Origin of the sequence: Pseudomonas sp. 6D_7.1_Bac1 (genome assembly GCF_025465945.1) — a bacterium.
GTDB lineage: Bacteria > Pseudomonadota > Gammaproteobacteria > Pseudomonadales > Pseudomonadaceae > Aquipseudomonas.
This window is the reverse complement of record NZ_JANLNW010000050.1, coordinates 46,511-65,242: the sequence shown is the minus strand read 5'-3', so window position 1 is coordinate 65,242 and position 18,732 is coordinate 46,511. Positions and strand designations below refer to the sequence as shown.

The window sequence follows — 18,732 nt, the reverse complement described above, 5'->3', positions numbered from 1 at the left end:
GGGTTTGTCGTTTTCCAAGTCTGTAATTGCGGTGTTCAGGCTTCGCGTTTCTGCTCTAGATTTTCCAGTTCGGCCTTATAGCTGTGGGCGTCACTCTCGGAGTGAAACATCCCCACCAGCATGTCTTGTTGATGTACGTCCCAGATCCGGATACCGGTGGCTACGCCTTCATGGGACATATGTGAATCGTCGCGTTCAGTTACTTTTACAGTCATCTGCTGGCTCCAATCTCAATTGATCTGCAGCAAGGCGTGTGCAGGCCTTTGTTATATATTTTGTTAGCTTGCTAAGTAAATCCTTTAAACCGGTAACGATCTTTTGCAGAAATTGAGAAAGTCCCGCAGCCCTTGCAGGCCGTGACATTCGGTCGCAGGGCTTAGGGTTTCATGACAGAAGTTTCATGTTTCCAAGGGCTTGGACGCAAATCAACAGACGAAAAAAAGCCCCGCGATTGCGAGGCTTTTCATTTCTAGCGGATCAGCTGCCTTTGACAGCCTTGCCGTCGACCGTACCGTCCAGGAGCATGATGTTGTACTCCTTGCCGTCGGTCTCGACCTGGCGCAGGGCTACCAGAATGTAGCCCCAGTCCTTGGCGAACCACATTTCGGTGATGCGCTTGTTCTGTGTCGGGTCGCGGACGCGTTCGACCTTGATTGCATCGACCGAGCCGGCCTTGGTCTGGACTTTCTCAGAGCCGATCACGCGGAAATCGTAGGTGTCCATGTCTTCACCTTCGACCACCTGATAGCTCATGCTTTTCTTGCCGGCTGCCACATCACGCTGCAGGGCCAATTGATAGGTGGACTTGTCCAGCATGCCGCTGTTGAGTGGCACTTTGACCGGATCACCGCGATCAGTACCGGTGACCATCTTGGTGGACCAATCGAAATCCAGGTCAATTTTCTTGGCTTTGCCCAGACCGCCCCGTTCGAAGTGGTAGGTCTGTGGCAGCAGCGTGTCCTTGTCGAGGCGTAGGGTGCTTTCCTCGGTCAGGCTGGCGACCAGCATGGAGGCCTTGAAATTCAAGGTCCAGGAGCCGTTGGCATTTTTCGACAGGCTGCGTTCGGCCGAACCGCTCATCGGGAGCTGCTTCCAGTCGGCGGTGTAGCTGGCGGAGAACGGTTGAAGGTCTGCCGCCTGCGCAAGGGGCAGGGCGAACAAAGCACAAGCGAAGAGCAGGGCGCGACGCATAAAATCTCCTAGTTTCGAATCAAGTGACCGCTGGCAGCGAGTAACTGACCATCCAGTAAAGCACCCTGTTCGCCAAGGCTCAGTCGGCCCTCGGCAAACCAGCGTACGGCCATCGGGTAAATCTGGTGCTCCCGGGTGTGAACCCGTTGCGCCAGACTCTGCGGCGAATCGTGCAACTCTACCGGTATTACTGCCTGTACGACCAGTGGTCCGCCATCGAGTTCCTCGGTGACGAAGTGCACGCTGCAGCCGTGTTCGGTGTCGCCGGCCTCCAGCGCTCGCTGATGAGTGTGTAACCCTTTGTATTTGGGTAGCAGCGAAGGATGGATATTGAGCAGGCGGCCCTGATAGTGACGGACGAAATCAGCGCTGAGAATACGCATGAATCCGGCCAGTACAACGAGCTTGGGTTGGAAGGCGTCGATCAGTTCGATCAAGGCGGCATCGAAGGCCTCGCGACCTTCGAAAGCCTTGTGATCCAGAGAGCGGGTGTCGATACCCGCGTCCCTGGCGCGCTGAAGGCCGTAGGCATCAGCGCGGTTCGAGATCACGGCGCGAATGCGCACAGGGTTGTCCGCGTTCTGCGCGTCGTCGATCAAGGCCTGCAAGTTACTGCCGGTGCCGGACAACAGCACCACAACATCACAGGTGGCGGACATCAGTGCGCCTTGAGGTTCTTCAGTTCAACCTGGGCAGCACCTTCGGCAGCGGTAGCGATCTGACCGATGACCCAAGGCTGCTCGCCGGCTTCACGCAGTACGTTCAGCGCGGTTTCAACGTGCTCCTGGCCAACACAGATAACCATGCCGACGCCGCAGTTCAGTACGCGGTGCATTTCGGTTTCGTCAACGTTGCCTTTTTCCTGCAACCAGTCGAAGACGGCGGGGCGCTGCCAGCTGGCAACGTCAACCACGGCCTGGGCACCTTTTGGCAGGACGCGCGGGATGTTGTCGAGCAGGCCGCCACCGGTGATGTGGGCCATGGCTTTGACGGCGCCGGTGTCTTTGATCAGCTTGAGCAGCGGCTTGACGTAGATACGGGTTGGCGCCATCAGCAGGTCAGTCAGCGGTTTGCCGTCGAGCTGGATGTTTTCGATGTCTGCACCGGACACTTCGATGATCTTGCGGATCAGCGAGTAGCCGTTGGAGTGCGGGCCGGAAGACGGCAGGGCTAGCAGGGCATCGCCAGCTGCGACTTTCGAGCCGTCGATGATTTCCGATTTCTCGACCACGCCTACGCAGAAGCCGGCCAGGTCGTAGTCTTCGCCTTCGTACATGCCGGGCATTTCAGCGGTTTCGCCGCCAACCAGCGAGCAGCCGGACAGTTCGCAGCCAGCACCGATGCCGGTGACGACTTGAGCGGCGGTGTCGACGTTCAGTTTGCCGGTGGCGTAGTAGTCGAGGAAGAACAGCGGCTCGGCGCCGCAAACCACCAGATCGTTGACGCACATGGCAACCAGGTCAATGCCGATGGTGTCGTGCTTGTTCAGGTTCAGAGCCAGACGCAGCTTGGTGCCGACGCCGTCGGTGCCGGAAACCAGCACGGGCTGCTTGTAGCCAGCCGGGATTTCGCAGAGGGCGCCGAAACCGCCCAGGCCGCCCATGACTTCCGGGCGCGCAGTGCGCTTGGCGACGCTCTTGATGCGTTCGACCAATGCTTCACCGGCGTCGATGTCTACACCGGCGTCCTTGTAGCTCAGGGAGGGTTGCTTGCTCATGATCCAGGCCTTTAGGGGGGATTCAGGGGTAACGACCGAGCCCGGTGAGCGCGCTGAAATAATTGTGGCGCGTTTGCCGCGCAAGCATTTCAGAGTACCCAGCCGTTGCCGGTCTACGAAGGCGCGCGATTTTATCAGGCTTGAGGGGCAGCGGCCATCCTCGGGCCGACGGGCAGGGGCATATCGCGTTAAAAAAACCGAAAATGCCCGTGCTGGTGAGCTCGCTCGTGGCTGTATAAGGTATAGCCGTTAACCGGCTATCGTTATGACAGAGTGAAAACTTCCATCGATCACGTGAATGTTTTGCGCAAGCCAGTGGTCACAGCCTTGCTCAAGTCTGTTCACTCGGTCTGTTCCAGCCGCTTTTTGTCGTCGGGAATCCTCTATGCGTCTGTGTAAATTTCTTTTTGCGGGTTGTTTGTCATTGGTCAGCCTGGCGAGTCACGCCCAAACCGTTAACGGTCTTTATCAAGTTCGCGAGCCGGTCAGCAGTCAGGCCCCGGAAGAGCGCGATCAGGCTACCCAGCGTGCGCTGGAAACCCTGGTACTGCGCCTGACCGGTGACGACAAGGCTGCTCAGAACCCGGGCCTGGCGGCGATTCGCAAGGACCCGCAGCAGATCATCAGCCGATATGGCTACGACGCCGGACCGCCGGAAAGTCTGCAAGTTGACTTCGATCCGGTGAGTACCGAACGAGCGCTGCGTCAGGCCGGGCTGGCCTTGTGGGGCGCCAATCGGCCGTCGATCCTCGGTTGGTGGCTGAACGATTCGACCGAAGGTTCAAGCCTGGTGGGCGACGGTCAGGCCAGTGCCGCGCCGTTGCGGCGTGCGGCCCAGCATCGCGGTCTGCCGTTGCGTCTGCCACTGGGTGACCTGAATGAGCAGATCGTCGCCACCGCGCCGAATCTTGAAGGCAATGACCCGGCGCCGCTGCATGGGATCTCTGAGCGCTATGGCGCGGATGCTTTGCTGGCAGTGCATGCGCATCAAGAGGGCGGGCAGTGGCAGGCCAAGTGGCATTTGTGGCTGGGCAACCAGCGTGAGCAGGGCAGTGCTCAGGGCGCCGACAGTGCTGCCGTCGCCGATGCGGTATTGCTGGCAGTGAGTCAGCGTCTGGCGCCGCGTTTTGTTGCCAGGCCAGGAGCGTCCACTGAGCAGTTGCTTGAGGTACAGGGTATGAATCTGGAGCGCTACGCGGTGCTGGGGCGCTTGCTTGAGCCATTTGGTGCGCGCCTGCAAAGCGTCGACGGTGACCGGATTGTCTATCGAGTCAACGGCAGTGCTGACCAATTGCGTGCACAATTGAGTCTGGCGAAGTTGCAAGAGGTGCCGGCGAGCGCTACACCAGCACCGGTTCAGCCAGTGGTCGGCGGTTCGGCACCTGCTGCGGCCGCCCCGGCACCTGCGCCAAAAGCGCAGCTGAGTTTCCGCTGGTAGGTTTTTCTTTCCTTATATAGAAGCTGGAGTGGTTCATGGCCGATACGCGGCGTTGGATTTGGCTTGGTGGGGTGGTCCTGCTGTGCGCATTTGTGTACCTGTTGCATCCGATCCTCACGCCGTTCCTGGTGGCGCTGTTGCTGGCCTATCTGTTCGACCCGCTGGTGGATCGCCTGGAGAAGCTCGGTCTGTCGCGGACCTGGGGCGTGGTCACGGTGTTTACGCTGTTCACCTTGATTGTCATGACACTGTTGCTGGTGTTGGTGCCAATGCTGGCCAAGCAACTGTTTCGCCTGTACGAACTGACACCGCAGATGCTCGACTGGTTGCAGCACACCGCGATGCCCTGGGCGCAGTCGAAACTCGGGTTGGCGAATGGTTTCTGGAAGTTCGACAAGGTCAAGGCCGCGATCAGCGAACACATGGGGCAGACCACTGACATCCTGGGTGTTGTGTTGAGTCAGGCCACGGCATCGGGTCTGGCGTTGATCGGCTGGCTGGCCAATCTGGTGTTGATCCCGGTGGTGAGTTTTTACTTGCTGCGCGATTGGAACCTGATGACGGCGAAGATCCGCAGCCTGCTGCCGCGTAATCGTGAAGAGCGTGTGGTTGCACTGGCGGGCGAGTGTCACGAGGTGCTCGGCGCATTTGTTCGCGGGCAGTTGCTGGTAATGCTGGCGCTGGGCGTGATCTACGCGGCAGGCCTGATGCTGGTCGGGCTGGAGCTGGGGCTGTTGATCGGTCTGATTGCCGGTCTGGCAGCGATCGTGCCGTACATGGGCTTTGTGATCGGGATCGGCGCGGCATTGATCGCCGGATTGTTTCAGTTCGGTGGGGAGCTGTATCCGATGATCGGGATCGTCGCGGTGTTCATGGTCGGTCAGGCGTTGGAAGGCATGGTGCTGACACCGTTGTTGGTGGGGGACCGGATTGGTCTGCATCCGGTGGCAGTGATCTTTGCGATCCTGGCGGGCGGTGAACTGTTCGGCTTCACCGGGATTCTGCTGGCGTTGCCGGTGGCGGCGGTGATCATGGTGCTGGTGCGCCATGTGCATGATTTGTATAAAGATTCGGGTATGTACAGCGGTGTGGAAGATTCGGAATGATCAGCACTGTCGATTAAGCGCAAAAGGTTGCCCGGCGCATTGCCGGGCAGGCCTGTAGAGCACTCCTGGCTGTCACATACGCCGTCAAACAAACCCCGCCGATACCCGCAAGTTCACGCAAACCTTTGATTTTGCTTATGGTCTGCTGCATTGTGCGGCCGGCGTCACGGGTATAAACTTTGCAAACTTTACACAGAGGCCACTAACGGTTCGTTTGGAACTGTTCAGTCAGCATGAAACCGATTCAGCTGCCCCTAGGTGTGCGTCTGCGTGATGACGCTACCTTTATCAACTACTACCCCGGCGCCAATGCCGCTGCACTCGGCTATGTCGAGCGGCTGTGCGAAGCCGACGCCGGTTGGACCGAAAGCCTGATCTATCTCTGGGGCAAGGATGGCGTAGGGCGTACGCACTTGTTGCAAGCGGCTTGCTTGCGCTTCGAGCAGATGGGGGAGCCGGCGGTGTACCTGCCGTTGGCTGAGTTGCTGGATCGCGGCATCGAAATTCTCGACAACCTTGAGCAGTATGAACTGGTCTGCCTGGATGACTTGCAGGCGGTAGCGGGACGGGCTGATTGGGAAGAGGCGTTGTTCCATCTGTTCAATCGCCTGCGTGACAGTGGTCGGCGTCTGCTGATCGCCGCTTCAACTTCGCCACGCGAGTTGCCGGTAAAACTGGCTGACCTCAAATCCCGCTTGACCCTGGCGCTGATTTTTCAGATGCGGCCCCTGTCCGATGAGGACAAATTGCGCGCGCTGCAATTGCGCGCTTCGCGTCGCGGGCTGCACCTGACCGACGAAGTCGGGCATTTTATTTTGACTCGCGGTACTCGCAGCATGAGTGCCTTGTTCGAGCTCCTTGAGCGCCTCGATCAGGCCTCTCTGCAGGCTCAGCGCAAGCTGACGATCCCCTTCCTCAAAGAAACCCTGGGCTGGTAAAACTGCGGCCTGTAGCGCGTTTCGGCATATTCCAGGCGTCAGAAAACCCGCTTGTGGAAAGACTTTCGCTGCGCGTGCAGATTTAAAATGGGCTTAAGCGCTTAGATGTTAACGAGAAACCGATAAGTCACATTTGAATCGATTGAATTTGCAAATGAGGGCGATAGAAGGCATAGTCTCGCCTTCTTTACAACTTCAGCCACGGTCGTGCCCATGCTAAATCGCTTCGCACCCCTCGTGCCTCTCGCACTTGTCACCCTGCTTTTTGGTTGCGCGGTTCATTCCCCGGTCTCGCAACAAAACGATCAGCAGGTTAAAAATTCAGCGACTGCCCAGTCTTCCGTTATTTATCAGGAAGAACTGGCTACCGAAAAAGAACTGGCTGATTTCGCTGGGCGCAAGCCTTACCAGCTTCCAGTTCTGGCCGACAGCATCCTCGAACGTGGTCTGTCCCTGGTCGGTACCCGTTACCGTATGGGTGGTACCTCTGAAGCCGGATTCGATTGCAGCGGTTTCATCGGTTATCTGTTTCGTGAAGAGGCTGGCATGAACTTGCCGCGCTCCACTCGCGAAATGATCAACGTGGATGCCCCGCTGGTCTCTCGCAATAACCTTAAGCCTGGCGACTTGCTGTTTTTCGCCACTAATGGTCGTCGCGGTCGCGTCAGTCACGCCGGGATCTACCTGGGCGATGACCAGTTCATCCACTCCAGCAGCCGCCGCAGCGGTGGTGTCCGGGTCGATAGCCTGGGCGACAGCTACTGGAGCAAGACCTTCATTGAAGCCAAGCGAGCACTCGCCATGGCGCCAACGACGGTCACGGCGCGCAAATAAGCGGAAGCCGCAGCAACGGCGCCCAGGGTGCAATACCCGGGCGTCGGTTACCGAAAAAATCGCTGACACCTGCAATAACCCTCCAATTTGTAATCCCAACTTAAAGTCTTACTTGAAGTTTGGCGCGTAGCCGCTAGAATCCTGATCTATTGTTGACTAACTAACCGCGTAAGCCCTGCTTACGCGGTTTTGTTTTCAGTCTCTCGGCAGAGAAAGCCGCAGCCAGATCAGGATGCTCTGTATATGACGATGTCGGCCCGCCTCGCACTTATCTTCTTCGCAGCGCTGCTCAGCGCCTGCGCCAGCCGTACTCCGCCGCCTGTTCAAGTCGTGCGTGCTCCGGTTTTTGCTCCCGCTCAATCTTTCTCGCCTGCCGCTGAAGACGTGTTGATTCGCGCACTGGGTCTGGTCGGTACGCCTTATCGTTGGGGCGGCAATACACCGGACTCGGGTTTTGATTGCAGCGGCCTGATCGGCTACGTCTACCGCGATGCAGCGGGTATTTCCCTGCCGCGTTCGACTCGCGAGATGATCGGCATGCAAGCGCCGGAAATCGGCCAAGAGGCGCTGCAGACCGGTGACCTGATCTTCTTCGCCACCAATGGCGGCTCGCACGTCAGCCACGCCGGAATCTACGTCGGTGAAGGTCGCTTCGTGCATGCACCGGCCACGGGTGGTACGGTGAAGCTGGACAGCTTGTCCAAGGCCTATTGGCAGAGAGCCTACCTGAGCGCCAAGCGTGTCATTCAGCCTGAACATCTGGCGCACAATCCCTAGGGGCTGTTGAGGTTGTCATGACCGCTCGCACACTCAATCTCGACGATTCCCTCTACAACTACCTGCTCGACGTATCCTTGCGTGAAACGCCGCTATTGCACCGTTTGCGTGACGAAACCCAGGCGCTGCCGATGGCGCGTTGGCAGGTAGCCCCCGAGCAAGGGCAGTTCCTCGCTTTGCTGGTCAAGCTTACGGGGGCCAGACGCTTGCTTGAAGTGGGCACTTTCACCGGCTACAGCGCCTTGTGCATGGCCGCAGCCTTGCCGGATGACGGTACGCTGATCTGCTGCGACATTCCCGGAGAGTACAACGCCACGGCACGCCGTTACTGGCAGGAGGCTGGCCTTGCCGAGCGCATCGATTTGCGTTTGGCGCCCGCGTTGCAAACATTGGCTGAACTTGAGCGGCAAGGGCAAAGTGGTTGCTTCGATCTGATCTTCATCGATGCCGACAAGGCTAACTACCCGGCTTATCTGGAAAGCGCTTTGCGTTTGCTGCGAAGCGGCGGGCTGGCAGTTTTCGATAACACGCTGTGGAGCGGGCGGGTGCTCGAGGTGAATCCCGAGAGTGAAGACACCCGCGCCATTCAGGCGTTGAACCGCGCCTTGAAGGATGACTCGCGTGTCGATTTGTCGCTGTTGCCGTTAGGCGATGGATTGACGTTATGCCGCAAGGTGTAGCAGCAAGCTTTATGGCTTGCACGTCTATCAGGTCATTGCCGACCAGGGTCATGCCGAACGGCGAGTTGGTCTCGGCCACCAACACGTCACCGTTGGGCGGTAGGTAAAGCCGGCGCGGATGATCAAGCTTTTCGGAAAACGCCATCACTTGAGTGTCAGGTGATGCGCTCTCTTCTCGTGCAGTGAATCCCGCCAAGGTGCACGGCACCCTGTCTGATCGGTGCGTGATGCGGCTGTCTTTGGCGGGGTATCAGTGCCTCTGTTACATCTTGATAAGATTAATAATGCGCGTATCGTAAGCAGTGATTAGCCGCAAAAACGTGTGCACTTTCGATGCAGGGAAACTGTCCGGCGGCAGATAGTCGGTGATTTAAGAGCGGTACGTTCTATGCATAACGGAAAAGGGATTTCCCCGTATAAAATAAAACTAACGCTGAGGGAACGGTGTTGAAAAAAGCTACGCTTGCGCTCGATTCTGTTGATATGAAAATTCTGAATGTGATTCAAGCGGATTGTCGGATTACAATCTCGAAGCTTGCCGAAATCATGTCCATGAGCGAAACGCCGTGTTGGCGGAGAATCAAGCGCCTTGAGGAGGAGGGCTTTATAACGGCGTATCAGGCGGTCCTGAATAAAGAGGCGCTAGGCTTTCAGGTCACCGCTTTCGTTCATGTATCAGTCGACTCCCATACCGAAGAGGTGACGCGGAGTTTAGAACAAAAAATTATTTCATGTTCGGAAGTTGTCGGTTTGTATAACGTGACCGGCGACTATGATTTTCTGATACAGCTAGTATGCAAAAATATCCAGGAATATACTGTTTTTATTGAAAAGACGTTGCGTGCGATTGTCTGCGTAAAACAAATAAAAACCTCTATTACATTAAGGGAGGTCTACAAGACTAATCTACTGCCCTTGGCTGCTTGTAGCTGAAGCTGTGGCTTTTGGTGAGCTGCGATCAGCGGTTCATTGGTGCGCTTGCATGCTCTTTTGCCTTGGCACTGCCCCTGTGCGATCACAAGTCCTTGTTTCAATGGGGAAAGAGTATCAAGCGAGAGAAATATTTCAGATGCCGGGGTGCTGCGGAATGTTTTTGCAAATGCGTTGGATTTGGCGTTGAAATTAGCAATTTTATTTTGCCCGGCTTATGAAAATATTTGTGTGAGCCGGGAATCTGCTATTGCGGGTTGAAATGAGAGTTTCAGTTCTGCAGATGGTTTTCCGTTGAAGGTGGCTCGCCCATAATCTATCTGATGAGGAATACCCAATGTCCAAAACTACAGAAGTTCAGCGCACTCAAGAACAAGCAGCAAGCACGCCGAAGAAGATTGTGATCAAGGCAAAAAGCAATCGTCCGATTTTGATGGCTGCCCACCTGTAAGTATGAATCGTGCCGGGCAACTTCATGTTGCCCGGTTTATTTATGATGGATAGGGTGAGCAGCCATGGGCGATATGTATGTGACCTACGGACGGTTTTCAAAGAGTGATGATGCTGCTGTAAAATTATATGTTGTTTCAGGCGCTGAGCATGAAATACAAAATCTGGAAGGCGACTATCTGGAATGGAATAAGGTACTTTCCATGCTCAATGGTCGGCATACTATTTCAGCTGTGTGCGAAAAAAACAAGCAGCTGAGTGCCAATGATATCCATGAGCTGATAACGGCATTGGAAGATTCCAATCTGGCCTTTAAAGTCAACTCAGGTGCTGATTTTGTAAGTGGTGATGAGGCCATCCTGGAGATTGAAGATCTACAGGCGCAGTTGCTTCATGACTATTTGTATAAAAACAAATTCTGGTTGGCCATGCAGCAGCCTGAAACAGTCCCGGAAAATGTCTATTACGGGATGGCCATAGAAAACTATCATTTTCTTTTTCGTGAAAGTTGGTTCGATTCACCAGTGCTTAATTTTGTAGCCTCTACAAAAGCCCGGCTGATAATGAACGAATTCTATTCCGAGGAATATGGTCATGATGAGTTGATATTTCGAGCATTGCAAACCCTGGGCATTACTCGCGAAAATATCAAGGAAACAATACCTCTTCCTGAAACCCTGGCGCTCTGTAATGCTTTGGCCTATTGGGCCGCAAACGATCCGCTATTTTTCTTTACCACCATGGGTATTTTGGAAGGGAAGGATATAGAAGTCGACAGCTTTATACTTGCCATGCAGAACAGCAAGAAAATAAGCACTTCTTTCATCAAGCCTATTCTGGATCATGCCAACATAAATATTGGTGCCGAACATGGTGTTCTGACCAGGGAGTTGTTTAGAGAAATACCGGTGGTGACCCACGAACAACTTAAGCAAATGCGCGCCAATACCCATATATTCGTTGAACTGTATGACAATTTCCATTCGGCCGTGTGGGAGCATTATTCCACTTCGAGCGACCTATTGAGAACACTGTCAGGGATCACGTTGGAGGGGGCGGAAAATGCAAACCAGTACTAAGCGCTTTAATTACCCAAAGCTGCGTCAAGGTGTCGTATACCGCCGGATCTCCAATGAGCATCATCTGGACTACCGCAGTCAGAGTCTGATTCTGGAAGATGATGGAAATGATGCACTCATTGCGGTCATTCAGGATCTGCAACAGGGCTCGCTGAGCACCGAAGATTTTTATATAAAGCACGCTGCGCGCTATCCAGATGACCAATTGGAAGTCTTGATTGCGGATCTCGATAAAAACTATCTGCTGACAGAAGGTCGGTTTCCGGTGGTATCGGGCGTACTTTCAGGGCTCGAGTTTTCGAAAAAGCTCAAGCTGTTGACGTCGGCGCTTCATGTGAGGATTGGTAACTCTGCATTGTACGAGAAGATGCTCGATGGTTCAGTGAGTCGCTCCCAGTTGATAGGGTTTGCGGTGGAGTATTACCATATTGTCAAAAGCGCTCCAAAGGTTATTTCACCAGCATTGGCGCACAATAGTTCACCTGAGGTCTATCAGGGTATCAAACGGTTATTTCTTGAAGAACATGACCACGAGTCGTTGTTGGCCAATGCCCTGAGTCATGTCGGCGTCGATCGGTCGCAGTTGGCGCTGGCTTCGCCCCTGGACACGACTTTTTCAATTTATTCGACATTGGGTGTTTATGCCCGTCAGCACATCATCAGTTTTATCAGCGCGTTATTCCTGTTTGAAGAGCCCTATCCGGAATTCAATAAGCTGTTTGTTGAGTCCTGTGTAAGGTTAGGATTGCCGGATGCTTTCTGGAAGCCGATTATCGGGCACTCTGATGTAAATAGTACTGGCGATCATGGCGCTATCACTGATTCTTTACTGGTTCATTATTCGGCTATTTCCGAGGAAGAGTCCAGGGTTACCCTGATACATACCTGTGCTCTGTTAGAGCTGATGTCGGCTTGGGATAAGCAGATTTGCAAGTATTACAGTGATGAAGTGAAACTCAGAATATTCAACTAATGCGAGGATAGGCAATGGACTCCTGGTCTCTGGAAGCATTCAAAAAACCTTACTTGAAAGTTGGCTATATAGAAAAAATTGAAGCCGGTGTATTCGAAGTGGGGGAGTCCATTTCTGAACTTGTCATAGAAAGCCAGGCGTGTGATGCTCTTATCGAAACCGTCCAGCATCTGAGAGATCCGGACAGTGAAAAGTGGCGTTCGTTGATCGAGAGTGATGTTGGCGGCGAAGTCAGTGATTTGGTCAATCACTTCAATGAAGTCGGGTTGGTGAGAGAGTCAAGCCCTGAGCATACTCTGGGCGGCAAGAACTCTATTACCTCGGACAGCATGGCTGAGGCGAAAGATGCCTTGCAAAAAACATCGTTCGACGACCGCAAGTTAAGTATCGCGCTGCTTGAATTTGTTAATAATTTACACACGGCTTCCGTGAGAACTGTTCTTGCTGAAAGCGGTAATGTCTATGTCCGGTACATCAAACTTGTATTTTTGTGTTGGGCCGTTACCTGCCAACCCGCCGTGACGGTCGGCAAAAAGCTGCTGCAGTATTTAAGTGGTTACGACGACAAGGTATCTGAAGTCGAATACTCCGCCTTTTGGGCTGGCGAATTGAGAAAGTGCCTCAGTGTCCTGGTATGGCTGTTGAACAAGAGCCAAAAGACAGACACTCGGCATGTTGACTTTCCAGCGCTGCACATCGATGAGGTGGACTCCGGGGTCAATCTGGCCGTGCGTCTGGAGCGGTGGGGGCTTGACTATATGGAATGCGTAGCGCCGAGTCAGTACCAGGTTGCACTGGCTGGGACCGGCCCCGGGCGTGAAGCATTGATTGCCGCCAGTTATGCGCAGGAATATTACATTACCGATCGGTTTGTGGATCTCATATCGCCGGCGATCTCTCAGCGGTTACCTCGCCCGCTGAAAAAACTGGCTCGACGTTATTACATGGAAGAGGCCGGTCACGAACTGTATGAGTTGAAGACCTGCAAAGCATTGGGTATGAGCGAGACAGAATTGCATTCGTCGTTGCCGACGCCTTTTGGCCAACTGGTATGTGACATCTATACCTATCTGGCCTCGAAGGAACTGGTGGCTTATTTTGCAGCGGCTACGATTACCGAAGGCTTGCCCGGTCAAGTCAACTTGTTGAATGAACTGTCAGCCAGTAACAACCGGACGCCCCTGTTCAATAAGACTTCCCGTAAACATGAGTCGCTGAATGAAAAGCTCGGCCATCAGTACATTTCCAGAATCATGTTGGCGGAAGTAGGGGAGTTAGGCGTCGAGGAACAGCAAGTGGCCGCGAATGCCTATGCCTTACTGCTCGATCTTAATATTCGGGCCTGGGAACAGCTTTATGAGTTCCATGTTGTATTGGAAATGCCCGCGATTAACTACCGTATGCGCGATTATATTTCATGAGTGAAGTGATCAAACTCTACGAAGCGTTCGTTAACCCTCATTGGAGCGAGGTACTGCATCAGTTAGGGGAGCAGCCGGTCTTCATCCGGGCCAAGGATGAGTATTTGTATGACGATTCGATGAACCCTTGGCTGGATCTGGTCGGCCATTATGGGGCGGCGATATTCGGCCACAACAGGCAAGAGCTCAAGGATGCATTGCTGGCGGCGCTGGCGGCGGATATTCCTTGTGTCACACCGCTGGGTCTCAATGACTTGTCGGCGCAGTTGGCTATTGCCTTGGTTGAACGGCTTGGGCTAAGCGGCCACTGGCGTTTATCGACGCTGACTACCGGAACTGAAGCGGTAGAAGGGGCTATCAAGGCTGCGCTGGTGCACACAGGCAGATCGCGTCTGTTGGTTCGCTGCGGCTGTTTTCATGGTGCCAGCTCCCTGGCGATGCATATCACCGATAACGAGCTCTGGCGAAGTGGGCTGCAGGCGCTGCCTTGTCCGCTGGACATCGTTTATTTCGAGCATATCGAAGAAGCGATACACGAACTGGCGAGTGGGGAGTTTGCCGCGTTGCTGATAGAGCCTCTTCAAGCAATTGGCGGGGGGCGCGTTTGCTCGGCGCAGGAAGCTGAAGATCTGCTCGGTGCCTGCCGTGCCTCGGGCACCATAAGTATTTGTGACGAAATTTTTTCCGGGCTCGGTCGCTGCGGTCATTACAGTGCAATGCAAGCGCTGAAATGGGTGGTAAGGCCCGACATTCTGTTGCTCTCAAAGTCGCTGACCGGAGCTTTTTTCCCAAGTGCAAACATGCTCATGAGGGCCCCCATTGCCGACTCGATCTTTGACCGTCCAGGTTGCCAGAAGATACTGGGTTCGACCTTTGCGAATAACGCTCTGGGCCTTAGCGTAGCCATTGCTTCGCTGGCGCTGCTCGACGAATGCCTGGACGACGATACCGCTCGAAAAAAACGAGATGATTTCGTCATAGCCTTGCACGACTCGGCAACACGGGTGGAAGACTTGGTCAGCGTCCACGCTTTAGGTGCCTGTATCACGCTGGAGTTTTCCGACGCGCAGACGTGTTTTTTTGTCTGGCATTCACTCTTTGCAAATAAAATACTGACCACCATCTGTAGCAACAAACCTTCATGTCTGAAACTCCTTCCGTCGCTGATGATGCAAGCGAAAAGTTATGCTCTATTTCTGGAGGTGTTCAATGCAGTGGTTGCGGAGTGTTGAATGATGAGCAGTAAACCAACCATTTTATTGCTCGGGCCAACGGACGATTATCTGAAGAAAGTATCTGCCAAAGCCGATGTCGTGGTCATCACCGAAGAGGCGCGAATCACACGCTATCAGAGAGCGTTGATCGAGCCAGAAAATATCGTGAACTTTGATGATCTGTATGCGTTGATCAGGCGCGCGGTGATTTTACACGCGCAGATCGTGTTCGACGGTGTCTATTCGTTTACCGAACTGGGTATGGAAGCTACGTCGGTACTCTCTAAAGTGTTGGGTATTCCCGGTCCGAGTTTAAGTTGCTCCTTCACCTGCAGAGACAAGTTACTGACACGACAGGCACTTGAGGAGAAGCAGCTGAATACTGTGCGCTTTGAGTTGATCCGTCCCGCTGTAACAATGAATGGACCGTTGATCGCGGCGGGCAGGAAAGTCATAAAGCCTATTGATGGTACAGGTAGCGTTGGCGTTCGAATTGTCGAGGACGGAGAAGGGATCCCTGTATCAAGCGAGGTTTGTATTCTCGAAGATTTTGTCGGGGGGCGCGAATTCAGCTGTGAAACGTTCAGTGTCAATGGCAAACACTTCAAATTGGCCGTTACGGAAAAAATCCTTTCAGGCGCCAGTGGTGTGGTGGAAGTAGGCCATATTGTTGATCCGTCAGAAGAAATAATAAGTCCAGCTCATTGGGTATATCTTCAACAGGTGCTGGATGCGATCGGTTTGCGTGATGGTCCTGGCCATATCGAGTTCAAGTTGCTCGATACTGAAATACATATTATTGAGTGTCATAATCGCCCCGGCGGAGACAGAATCTGGAGTCTGGTTGAAATTGCCACCGGTTTCGACATGGTGTCGGCATCGGTTGATCTGTTATTGGGGGGGGCTGTAAATGTACAACTGCATAATAGTAGCTGCGCCGCCATTCATTTTTTCGAATACTCACCAGGCGTCGTTCGTCATTGCAAGGAATGGCAAGGGTCCTTGGCACCAGACATTCACTGGCTGGACTGGAAATTGTTTTCAGGTATGGATATAGCCCCTATTACCAGTTCGTCTGACAGGTATGGTGGCTTCATCGTTTCGGCCAGTACAAGGTCGGGCCTGATAAGGCGAATCGCTGAGGTAGAGCGCCAATTCGAGGTTGAAGTGTCGTGAATGTCTTTTCCATGATAAAAGCGCTTCCGGTAACGGCATTGCGCGTGTTGTTGATTCAGTGGCTCACGGCGATTGGATATTTTTCGGTTATTCCTTTCTTTATGGTTTACCTGGTTCGGTATCTGCATTTTTCTCCTGCATTTGCTGCTACTCAGTTGACGCTTTTTTTAGTAGGCCAGTATGGTGCATCTTTTATCGGTGGTTATATTGGCCATGTCAAAGGTCCAGTATTGGCTATGCGCCTGGGGTTGGCCCTGCAGATTGTTTGTTATCTGGTGTTTTCCTGTGGGATTGACGACGCGTTTTATCTGAGTTGCTTCAGTCTTCTGTTAGGCGTCAGTAAAGCGTTCTTTACGCCTGCTTCCAAAGCTTTACTCTCTACGTTGACGCCGGGGCAAGATCAATTGTTGCTGTTTTCCTTGCGCAGCACGATTAATAATCTGGGTGTTGCAGTAGGAAGCGGTATTGGCGCTTTGATGCTTGATTTTAATGTCGTCGGTTTTTTTATCGCCGCCGCCACAGTGCAAATAGTTGCACTGGTTCTCTTGCTGACCCTGCGATTGCCGGCCATCGTCCTTCCGGATAATCTCAAAAATGCAAGTTTTGTCGCGGGGGTGAAGAGCTTGCTGCTGAAGCCATTTTTTCTATTGTTGTTAGTGTTGTACGCACTCTATAGCTTTTTGTATATCCAGCTCGAATACTCGTTTCCCCTGCGTGCGTCACACGCCTGGGGCAATGAAATGGTCGCTTATGTTTTCTGGGTAAACGCGCTGGTGGTGATGTGCCTGCAGCTTCCGCTCAATTTGTATTTGTCCCGGTTTGTTTCTAATTGGACCGCTATTTTTCTGGGGTTCCTGTTTATGGTCATGTCGTTTCTGGTCATTGGGATGACCGATGTGAGCACACTCTTTTTACTCGCAATTGTTTTTTTTACCTTCGGCGAGTTAATTATCGATCCCGCCATTGATACGGTGGCTGGAAGTCGCAGTGAAAAGCATTTTCTGGCGATCGCTTTTTCCCTGCTTGGTTTGGCAGGTCTCGTGGGGGGCGTGAGTGGAAACATGATCGCCGGCGCGCTGAGTACGGGTGACGGCGTCTTCCATAAAAGCCTATGGTTTTTGAATGTGCTGTTGGCTATGGTGGGTGCGGGACTTGCTGTACTCACCATTAAAGTAAAATTTTCGAGCAGGATGGAACCTTATAATGAAAAGAACTGATGAGTTTTTCACAGCTGAAGGTTTCAGGTTAAGCGCTGATAAGGATATGTTGAATATAGATTTTATTCATGGGTTTCTCGTTCAGTCGACATGGGCCAAAGGCATTACACGCGACCGCGTGCAACAGAGCATAGATAACAGTTTGTGCATGGGTGTCTACCACAATCAGACGCAAGTCGGTTTTGCACGTCTAGTCACCGACTTCGCGACGTTCGGATATTTATGCGACGTTTTTGTCGATGAACATTATCAGGGCAAAGGTCTGGGCCGTTGGGTGTCCGAAGGCATACTGGCGGGGCCAGAGGCTGCGCAACTTCGCAGGATCATATTGGCGACTACCACAGCGCCGTGGCTGTACGAAAAAATGGGGTTTGTGCCAGTCAATCAGCCCAACTATATCTGGCAAGTCTTCCGCCCCGACATCTATCAGCGCTGAGACGTTAACCTGTTGTCGTCACGCTTGACCCCCGCCCGTTGAACTACCAAAGGCCGGGTTCAGGCGTTCTGCAGGGTGTTCATTTGTAAGTACCACCAGGCAGGTGGAGCACGTTGGCCGGTGGTTCAACCTGTCAGCCGCGTGCCTCTTTGAGCAACACCGCAATGCCCGGATGGTAGTGACCGGCTTCGTTGTGCAATTTGCGGTAGGCATAGGGGAAGTACCAGGCCACGGCGCAGGTGTGTTCCTTTTGCAGGTCGTCGACCATGTCCTGCAGTTCTTCCGGGGTGGCGCTCTGTTGGGTCTTGTGTGGCGCCACGAACAGGCAGCCGAGTTTCAGGTCGCTGGCGTAGCTGATTTTCTTCGCATCGCTCACGGCATCAAGCAGGGCCTGGGTGAGGTTCAGGTTGTTGACCCGTGGCCAGCGTTGGGTGGCTTGCAGGTAAGCACGGTCTTCTTTGCTGGCGATAAACAGATCGACGCGGCCATTGCGCTCGCCTTCCTCGATCTGCTTTTTCGTTGGAGTCTGTTCAGTGGTGACCATTTCTGCCATCCACGCCGCTGCCGAAAGCAGGCTCAGGTTGGCGCGTTCGTCAAACCAGTAGGGGCTTTCGTTATCGCCGCGTACCGTGTTGTAGCGGTCGATACACTCGAACCAGCGCTCCAGCACCGGACGCAGGAATTCCAGCCTTGGGTTACTGATGATCATGCCTTGCATGTTGCTCACCCTTTGTTCTTGTAGTGTAAGGTTGTGGCTCTTTGATATCACTGCTTTCAGTGTGGCACAAGATTGGCGCCAGTTTATTGATTGAGGTCGGTTTCTATCCATCGATGAGCCCCGGCTTTAATTGACGCTCCACCCCCAACCCTCTAACCTTCGCGACTTGTTTCAGGTGCTCTGTGACCCTGTGGTCGACCGAGTGAAACAGGGAAGCCGGTGAGGGCGCGTTCTTCGACAGAACGGGCGACGATCCCGGCGCTGCCCCCGCAACGGTAAATGAGTAAAAACTGTGCTTTGAGCCACTGTGTCCAGTATCGACATGGGAAGGCGCGCAGTCAGGCGCAAGCCACTCATGAGCCCGGAGACCGGCCTGATCCATCCAGCGGCATCACGGTGGGCGATGCCAGGCTTCTTGCCGTCTATTTCTATGCCTG

Annotated in this window: 19 protein-coding genes and 1 riboswitch; of the genes, 14 read left to right on the top strand and 5 right to left on the bottom strand. The window is 53.7% G+C overall.

Annotation, left to right across the window (positions count from 1 at the left end; genetic code table 11):
• Positions 1 to 35: 35 nt before the first annotated feature.
• The 4 genes from NTD87_RS11180 to purM form a co-directional block, all read right to left on the bottom strand.
• On the bottom strand, positions 36 to 215 hold the full coding sequence (locus tag NTD87_RS11180) for a hypothetical protein (RefSeq protein ID WP_262113955.1): 180 nt from the start codon (positions 213 to 215) through the stop codon (positions 36 to 38).
• Positions 216 to 477: 262 nt separating this feature from the next.
• Positions 478 to 1,191, bottom strand: a complete 714-nt coding sequence (locus NTD87_RS11175; protein ID WP_262113953.1) for a DUF3108 domain-containing protein — start codon at positions 1,189 to 1,191, stop codon at positions 478 to 480.
• An 8-nt stretch (positions 1,192 to 1,199) separates the two neighbouring features.
• Positions 1,200 to 1,850, bottom strand: a complete 651-nt coding sequence (gene purN / locus NTD87_RS11170; RefSeq protein WP_262113952.1) for a phosphoribosylglycinamide formyltransferase — start codon at positions 1,848 to 1,850, stop codon at positions 1,200 to 1,202.
• Positions 1,850 to 2,908, bottom strand: a complete 1,059-nt coding sequence (gene purM / locus NTD87_RS11165; protein ID WP_262113951.1) for a phosphoribosylformylglycinamidine cyclo-ligase — start codon at positions 2,906 to 2,908, stop codon at positions 1,850 to 1,852. The genes purN and purM overlap by 1 nt, the downstream gene beginning before the upstream one ends.
• 385 nt (positions 2,909 to 3,293) lie before the next feature.
• Here purM and NTD87_RS11160 point away from each other — a divergent pair, with 385 nt between their 5' ends.
• The 14 genes from NTD87_RS11160 (at position 3,294) to NTD87_RS11095 (ending at position 17,577) form a co-directional block, all read left to right on the top strand.
• Complete coding sequence (locus NTD87_RS11160; RefSeq protein WP_262113949.1) at positions 3,294 to 4,346, top strand: DUF2066 domain-containing protein; 1,053 nt, start codon at positions 3,294 to 3,296, stop codon at positions 4,344 to 4,346.
• Positions 4,347 to 4,381: 35 nt separating this feature from the next.
• Positions 4,382 to 5,452, top strand: coding sequence for an AI-2E family transporter (locus NTD87_RS11155; protein WP_262113946.1), 1,071 nt, complete (start codon positions 4,382 to 4,384; stop codon positions 5,450 to 5,452).
• Positions 5,453 to 5,685: 233 nt separating this feature from the next.
• On the top strand, positions 5,686 to 6,390 hold the full coding sequence (hda, locus tag NTD87_RS11150) for a DnaA regulatory inactivator Hda (protein WP_054049492.1): 705 nt from the start codon (positions 5,686 to 5,688) through the stop codon (positions 6,388 to 6,390).
• Between the two features lie 213 nt (positions 6,391 to 6,603).
• Entirely contained in the window at positions 6,604 to 7,224 is a 621-nt protein-coding gene (locus NTD87_RS11145; RefSeq protein ID WP_262113943.1) for a C40 family peptidase, read from the top strand.
• Positions 7,225 to 7,467: 243 nt separating this feature from the next.
• Positions 7,468 to 8,001, top strand: coding sequence for a C40 family peptidase (locus tag NTD87_RS11140; protein ID WP_262113941.1), 534 nt, complete (start codon positions 7,468 to 7,470; stop codon positions 7,999 to 8,001).
• Positions 8,002 to 8,018: 17 nt separating this feature from the next.
• Positions 8,019 to 8,681 carry a class I SAM-dependent methyltransferase gene (locus NTD87_RS11135; protein WP_262113939.1) on the top strand — a complete coding sequence of 221 codons (663 nt, stop codon included), beginning with the start codon at positions 8,019 to 8,021 and terminating at the stop codon, positions 8,679 to 8,681.
• 447 nt (positions 8,682 to 9,128) lie between these two features.
• Complete coding sequence (locus NTD87_RS11130) at positions 9,129 to 9,614, top strand: Lrp/AsnC family transcriptional regulator (RefSeq protein WP_262113937.1); 486 nt, start codon at positions 9,129 to 9,131, stop codon at positions 9,612 to 9,614.
• 512 nt (positions 9,615 to 10,126) lie between these two features.
• Positions 10,127 to 11,140: an iron-containing redox enzyme family protein gene (locus NTD87_RS11125; RefSeq protein WP_262113936.1), complete on the top strand. Its 1,014-nt coding sequence runs from the start codon at positions 10,127 to 10,129 to the stop codon at positions 11,138 to 11,140.
• A complete protein-coding gene (locus NTD87_RS11120) occupies positions 11,124 to 12,113 on the top strand; it encodes an iron-containing redox enzyme family protein (RefSeq protein WP_262113934.1) in 990 nt (329 codons plus the stop codon). The genes NTD87_RS11125 and NTD87_RS11120 overlap by 17 nt, the downstream gene beginning before the upstream one ends.
• A gap of 14 nt (positions 12,114 to 12,127) precedes the next feature.
• A complete protein-coding gene (locus NTD87_RS11115; protein WP_262113933.1) occupies positions 12,128 to 13,534 on the top strand; it encodes a hypothetical protein in 1,407 nt (468 codons plus the stop codon).
• Positions 13,531 to 14,766 carry an aminotransferase class III-fold pyridoxal phosphate-dependent enzyme gene (locus tag NTD87_RS11110; RefSeq protein ID WP_262113931.1) on the top strand — a complete coding sequence of 412 codons (1,236 nt, stop codon included), beginning with the start codon at positions 13,531 to 13,533 and terminating at the stop codon, positions 14,764 to 14,766. Before NTD87_RS11115 ends, NTD87_RS11110 begins: the two co-directional genes overlap by 4 nt.
• On the top strand, positions 14,767 to 15,924 hold the full coding sequence (locus NTD87_RS11105) for an ATP-grasp domain-containing protein (protein ID WP_262113929.1): 1,158 nt from the start codon (positions 14,767 to 14,769) through the stop codon (positions 15,922 to 15,924). It abuts the gene before it with no gap.
• The gene (locus NTD87_RS11100) at positions 15,921 to 17,141 is read left to right on the top strand and encodes an MFS transporter (protein WP_262113927.1); all 1,221 of its coding nucleotides are present in this window, start codon (positions 15,921 to 15,923) and stop codon (positions 17,139 to 17,141) included. The genes NTD87_RS11105 and NTD87_RS11100 overlap by 4 nt, the downstream gene beginning before the upstream one ends.
• Positions 17,128 to 17,577: a GNAT family N-acetyltransferase gene (locus tag NTD87_RS11095; protein ID WP_262113925.1), complete on the top strand. Its 450-nt coding sequence runs from the start codon at positions 17,128 to 17,130 to the stop codon at positions 17,575 to 17,577. The genes NTD87_RS11100 and NTD87_RS11095 overlap by 14 nt, the downstream gene beginning before the upstream one ends.
• 133 nt (positions 17,578 to 17,710) lie before the next feature.
• Here NTD87_RS11095 and NTD87_RS11090 read toward each other — a convergent pair whose 3' ends face one another.
• Positions 17,711 to 18,295 (bottom strand): hypothetical protein, encoded by a 585-nt coding sequence (locus tag NTD87_RS11090; RefSeq protein ID WP_262114066.1) that lies wholly within the window; start codon positions 18,293 to 18,295, stop codon positions 17,711 to 17,713.
• A 156-nt stretch (positions 18,296 to 18,451) separates the two neighbouring features.
• Positions 18,452 to 18,687: riboswitch (cobalamin riboswitch) on the top strand.
• Positions 18,688 to 18,732: the final 45 nt, after the last annotated feature.

What these genes read in the sequence shown, in the direction of transcription:
- NTD87_RS11095 (WP_262113925.1), top strand. Translation starts at nt 17,128, where the DNA reads ATGAAAAGAACTGATGAGTTTTTCACAGCTGAAGGTTTCAGGTTAAGC.
- purN (WP_262113952.1), bottom strand. Translation starts at nt 1,850, where the DNA reads ATGTCCGCCACCTGTGATGTTGTGGTGCTGTTGTCCGGCACCGGCAGT.
- NTD87_RS11140 (WP_262113941.1), top strand. Translation starts at nt 7,468, where the DNA reads ATGACGATGTCGGCCCGCCTCGCACTTATCTTCTTCGCAGCGCTGCTC.
- NTD87_RS11090 (WP_262114066.1), bottom strand. Translation starts at nt 18,295, where the DNA reads ATGCAAGGCATGATCATCAGTAACCCAAGGCTGGAATTCCTGCGTCCG.
- NTD87_RS11120 (WP_262113934.1), top strand. Translation starts at nt 11,124, where the DNA reads ATGCAAACCAGTACTAAGCGCTTTAATTACCCAAAGCTGCGTCAAGGT.
- NTD87_RS11125 (WP_262113936.1), top strand. Translation starts at nt 10,127, where the DNA reads ATGGGCGATATGTATGTGACCTACGGACGGTTTTCAAAGAGTGATGAT.
- hda (WP_054049492.1), top strand. Translation starts at nt 5,686, where the DNA reads ATGAAACCGATTCAGCTGCCCCTAGGTGTGCGTCTGCGTGATGACGCT.
- NTD87_RS11175 (WP_262113953.1), bottom strand. Translation starts at nt 1,191, where the DNA reads ATGCGTCGCGCCCTGCTCTTCGCTTGTGCTTTGTTCGCCCTGCCCCTT.
- NTD87_RS11145 (WP_262113943.1), top strand. Translation starts at nt 6,604, where the DNA reads ATGCTAAATCGCTTCGCACCCCTCGTGCCTCTCGCACTTGTCACCCTG.
- NTD87_RS11180 (WP_262113955.1), bottom strand. Translation starts at nt 215, where the DNA reads ATGACTGTAAAAGTAACTGAACGCGACGATTCACATATGTCCCATGAA.
- NTD87_RS11155 (WP_262113946.1), top strand. Translation starts at nt 4,382, where the DNA reads ATGGCCGATACGCGGCGTTGGATTTGGCTTGGTGGGGTGGTCCTGCTG.
- NTD87_RS11135 (WP_262113939.1), top strand. Translation starts at nt 8,019, where the DNA reads ATGACCGCTCGCACACTCAATCTCGACGATTCCCTCTACAACTACCTG.
- purM (WP_262113951.1), bottom strand. Translation starts at nt 2,908, where the DNA reads ATGAGCAAGCAACCCTCCCTGAGCTACAAGGACGCCGGTGTAGACATC.
- NTD87_RS11115 (WP_262113933.1), top strand. Translation starts at nt 12,128, where the DNA reads ATGGACTCCTGGTCTCTGGAAGCATTCAAAAAACCTTACTTGAAAGTT.
- NTD87_RS11110 (WP_262113931.1), top strand. Translation starts at nt 13,531, where the DNA reads ATGAGTGAAGTGATCAAACTCTACGAAGCGTTCGTTAACCCTCATTGG.
- NTD87_RS11160 (WP_262113949.1), top strand. Translation starts at nt 3,294, where the DNA reads ATGCGTCTGTGTAAATTTCTTTTTGCGGGTTGTTTGTCATTGGTCAGC.
- NTD87_RS11105 (WP_262113929.1), top strand. Translation starts at nt 14,767, where the DNA reads ATGATGAGCAGTAAACCAACCATTTTATTGCTCGGGCCAACGGACGAT.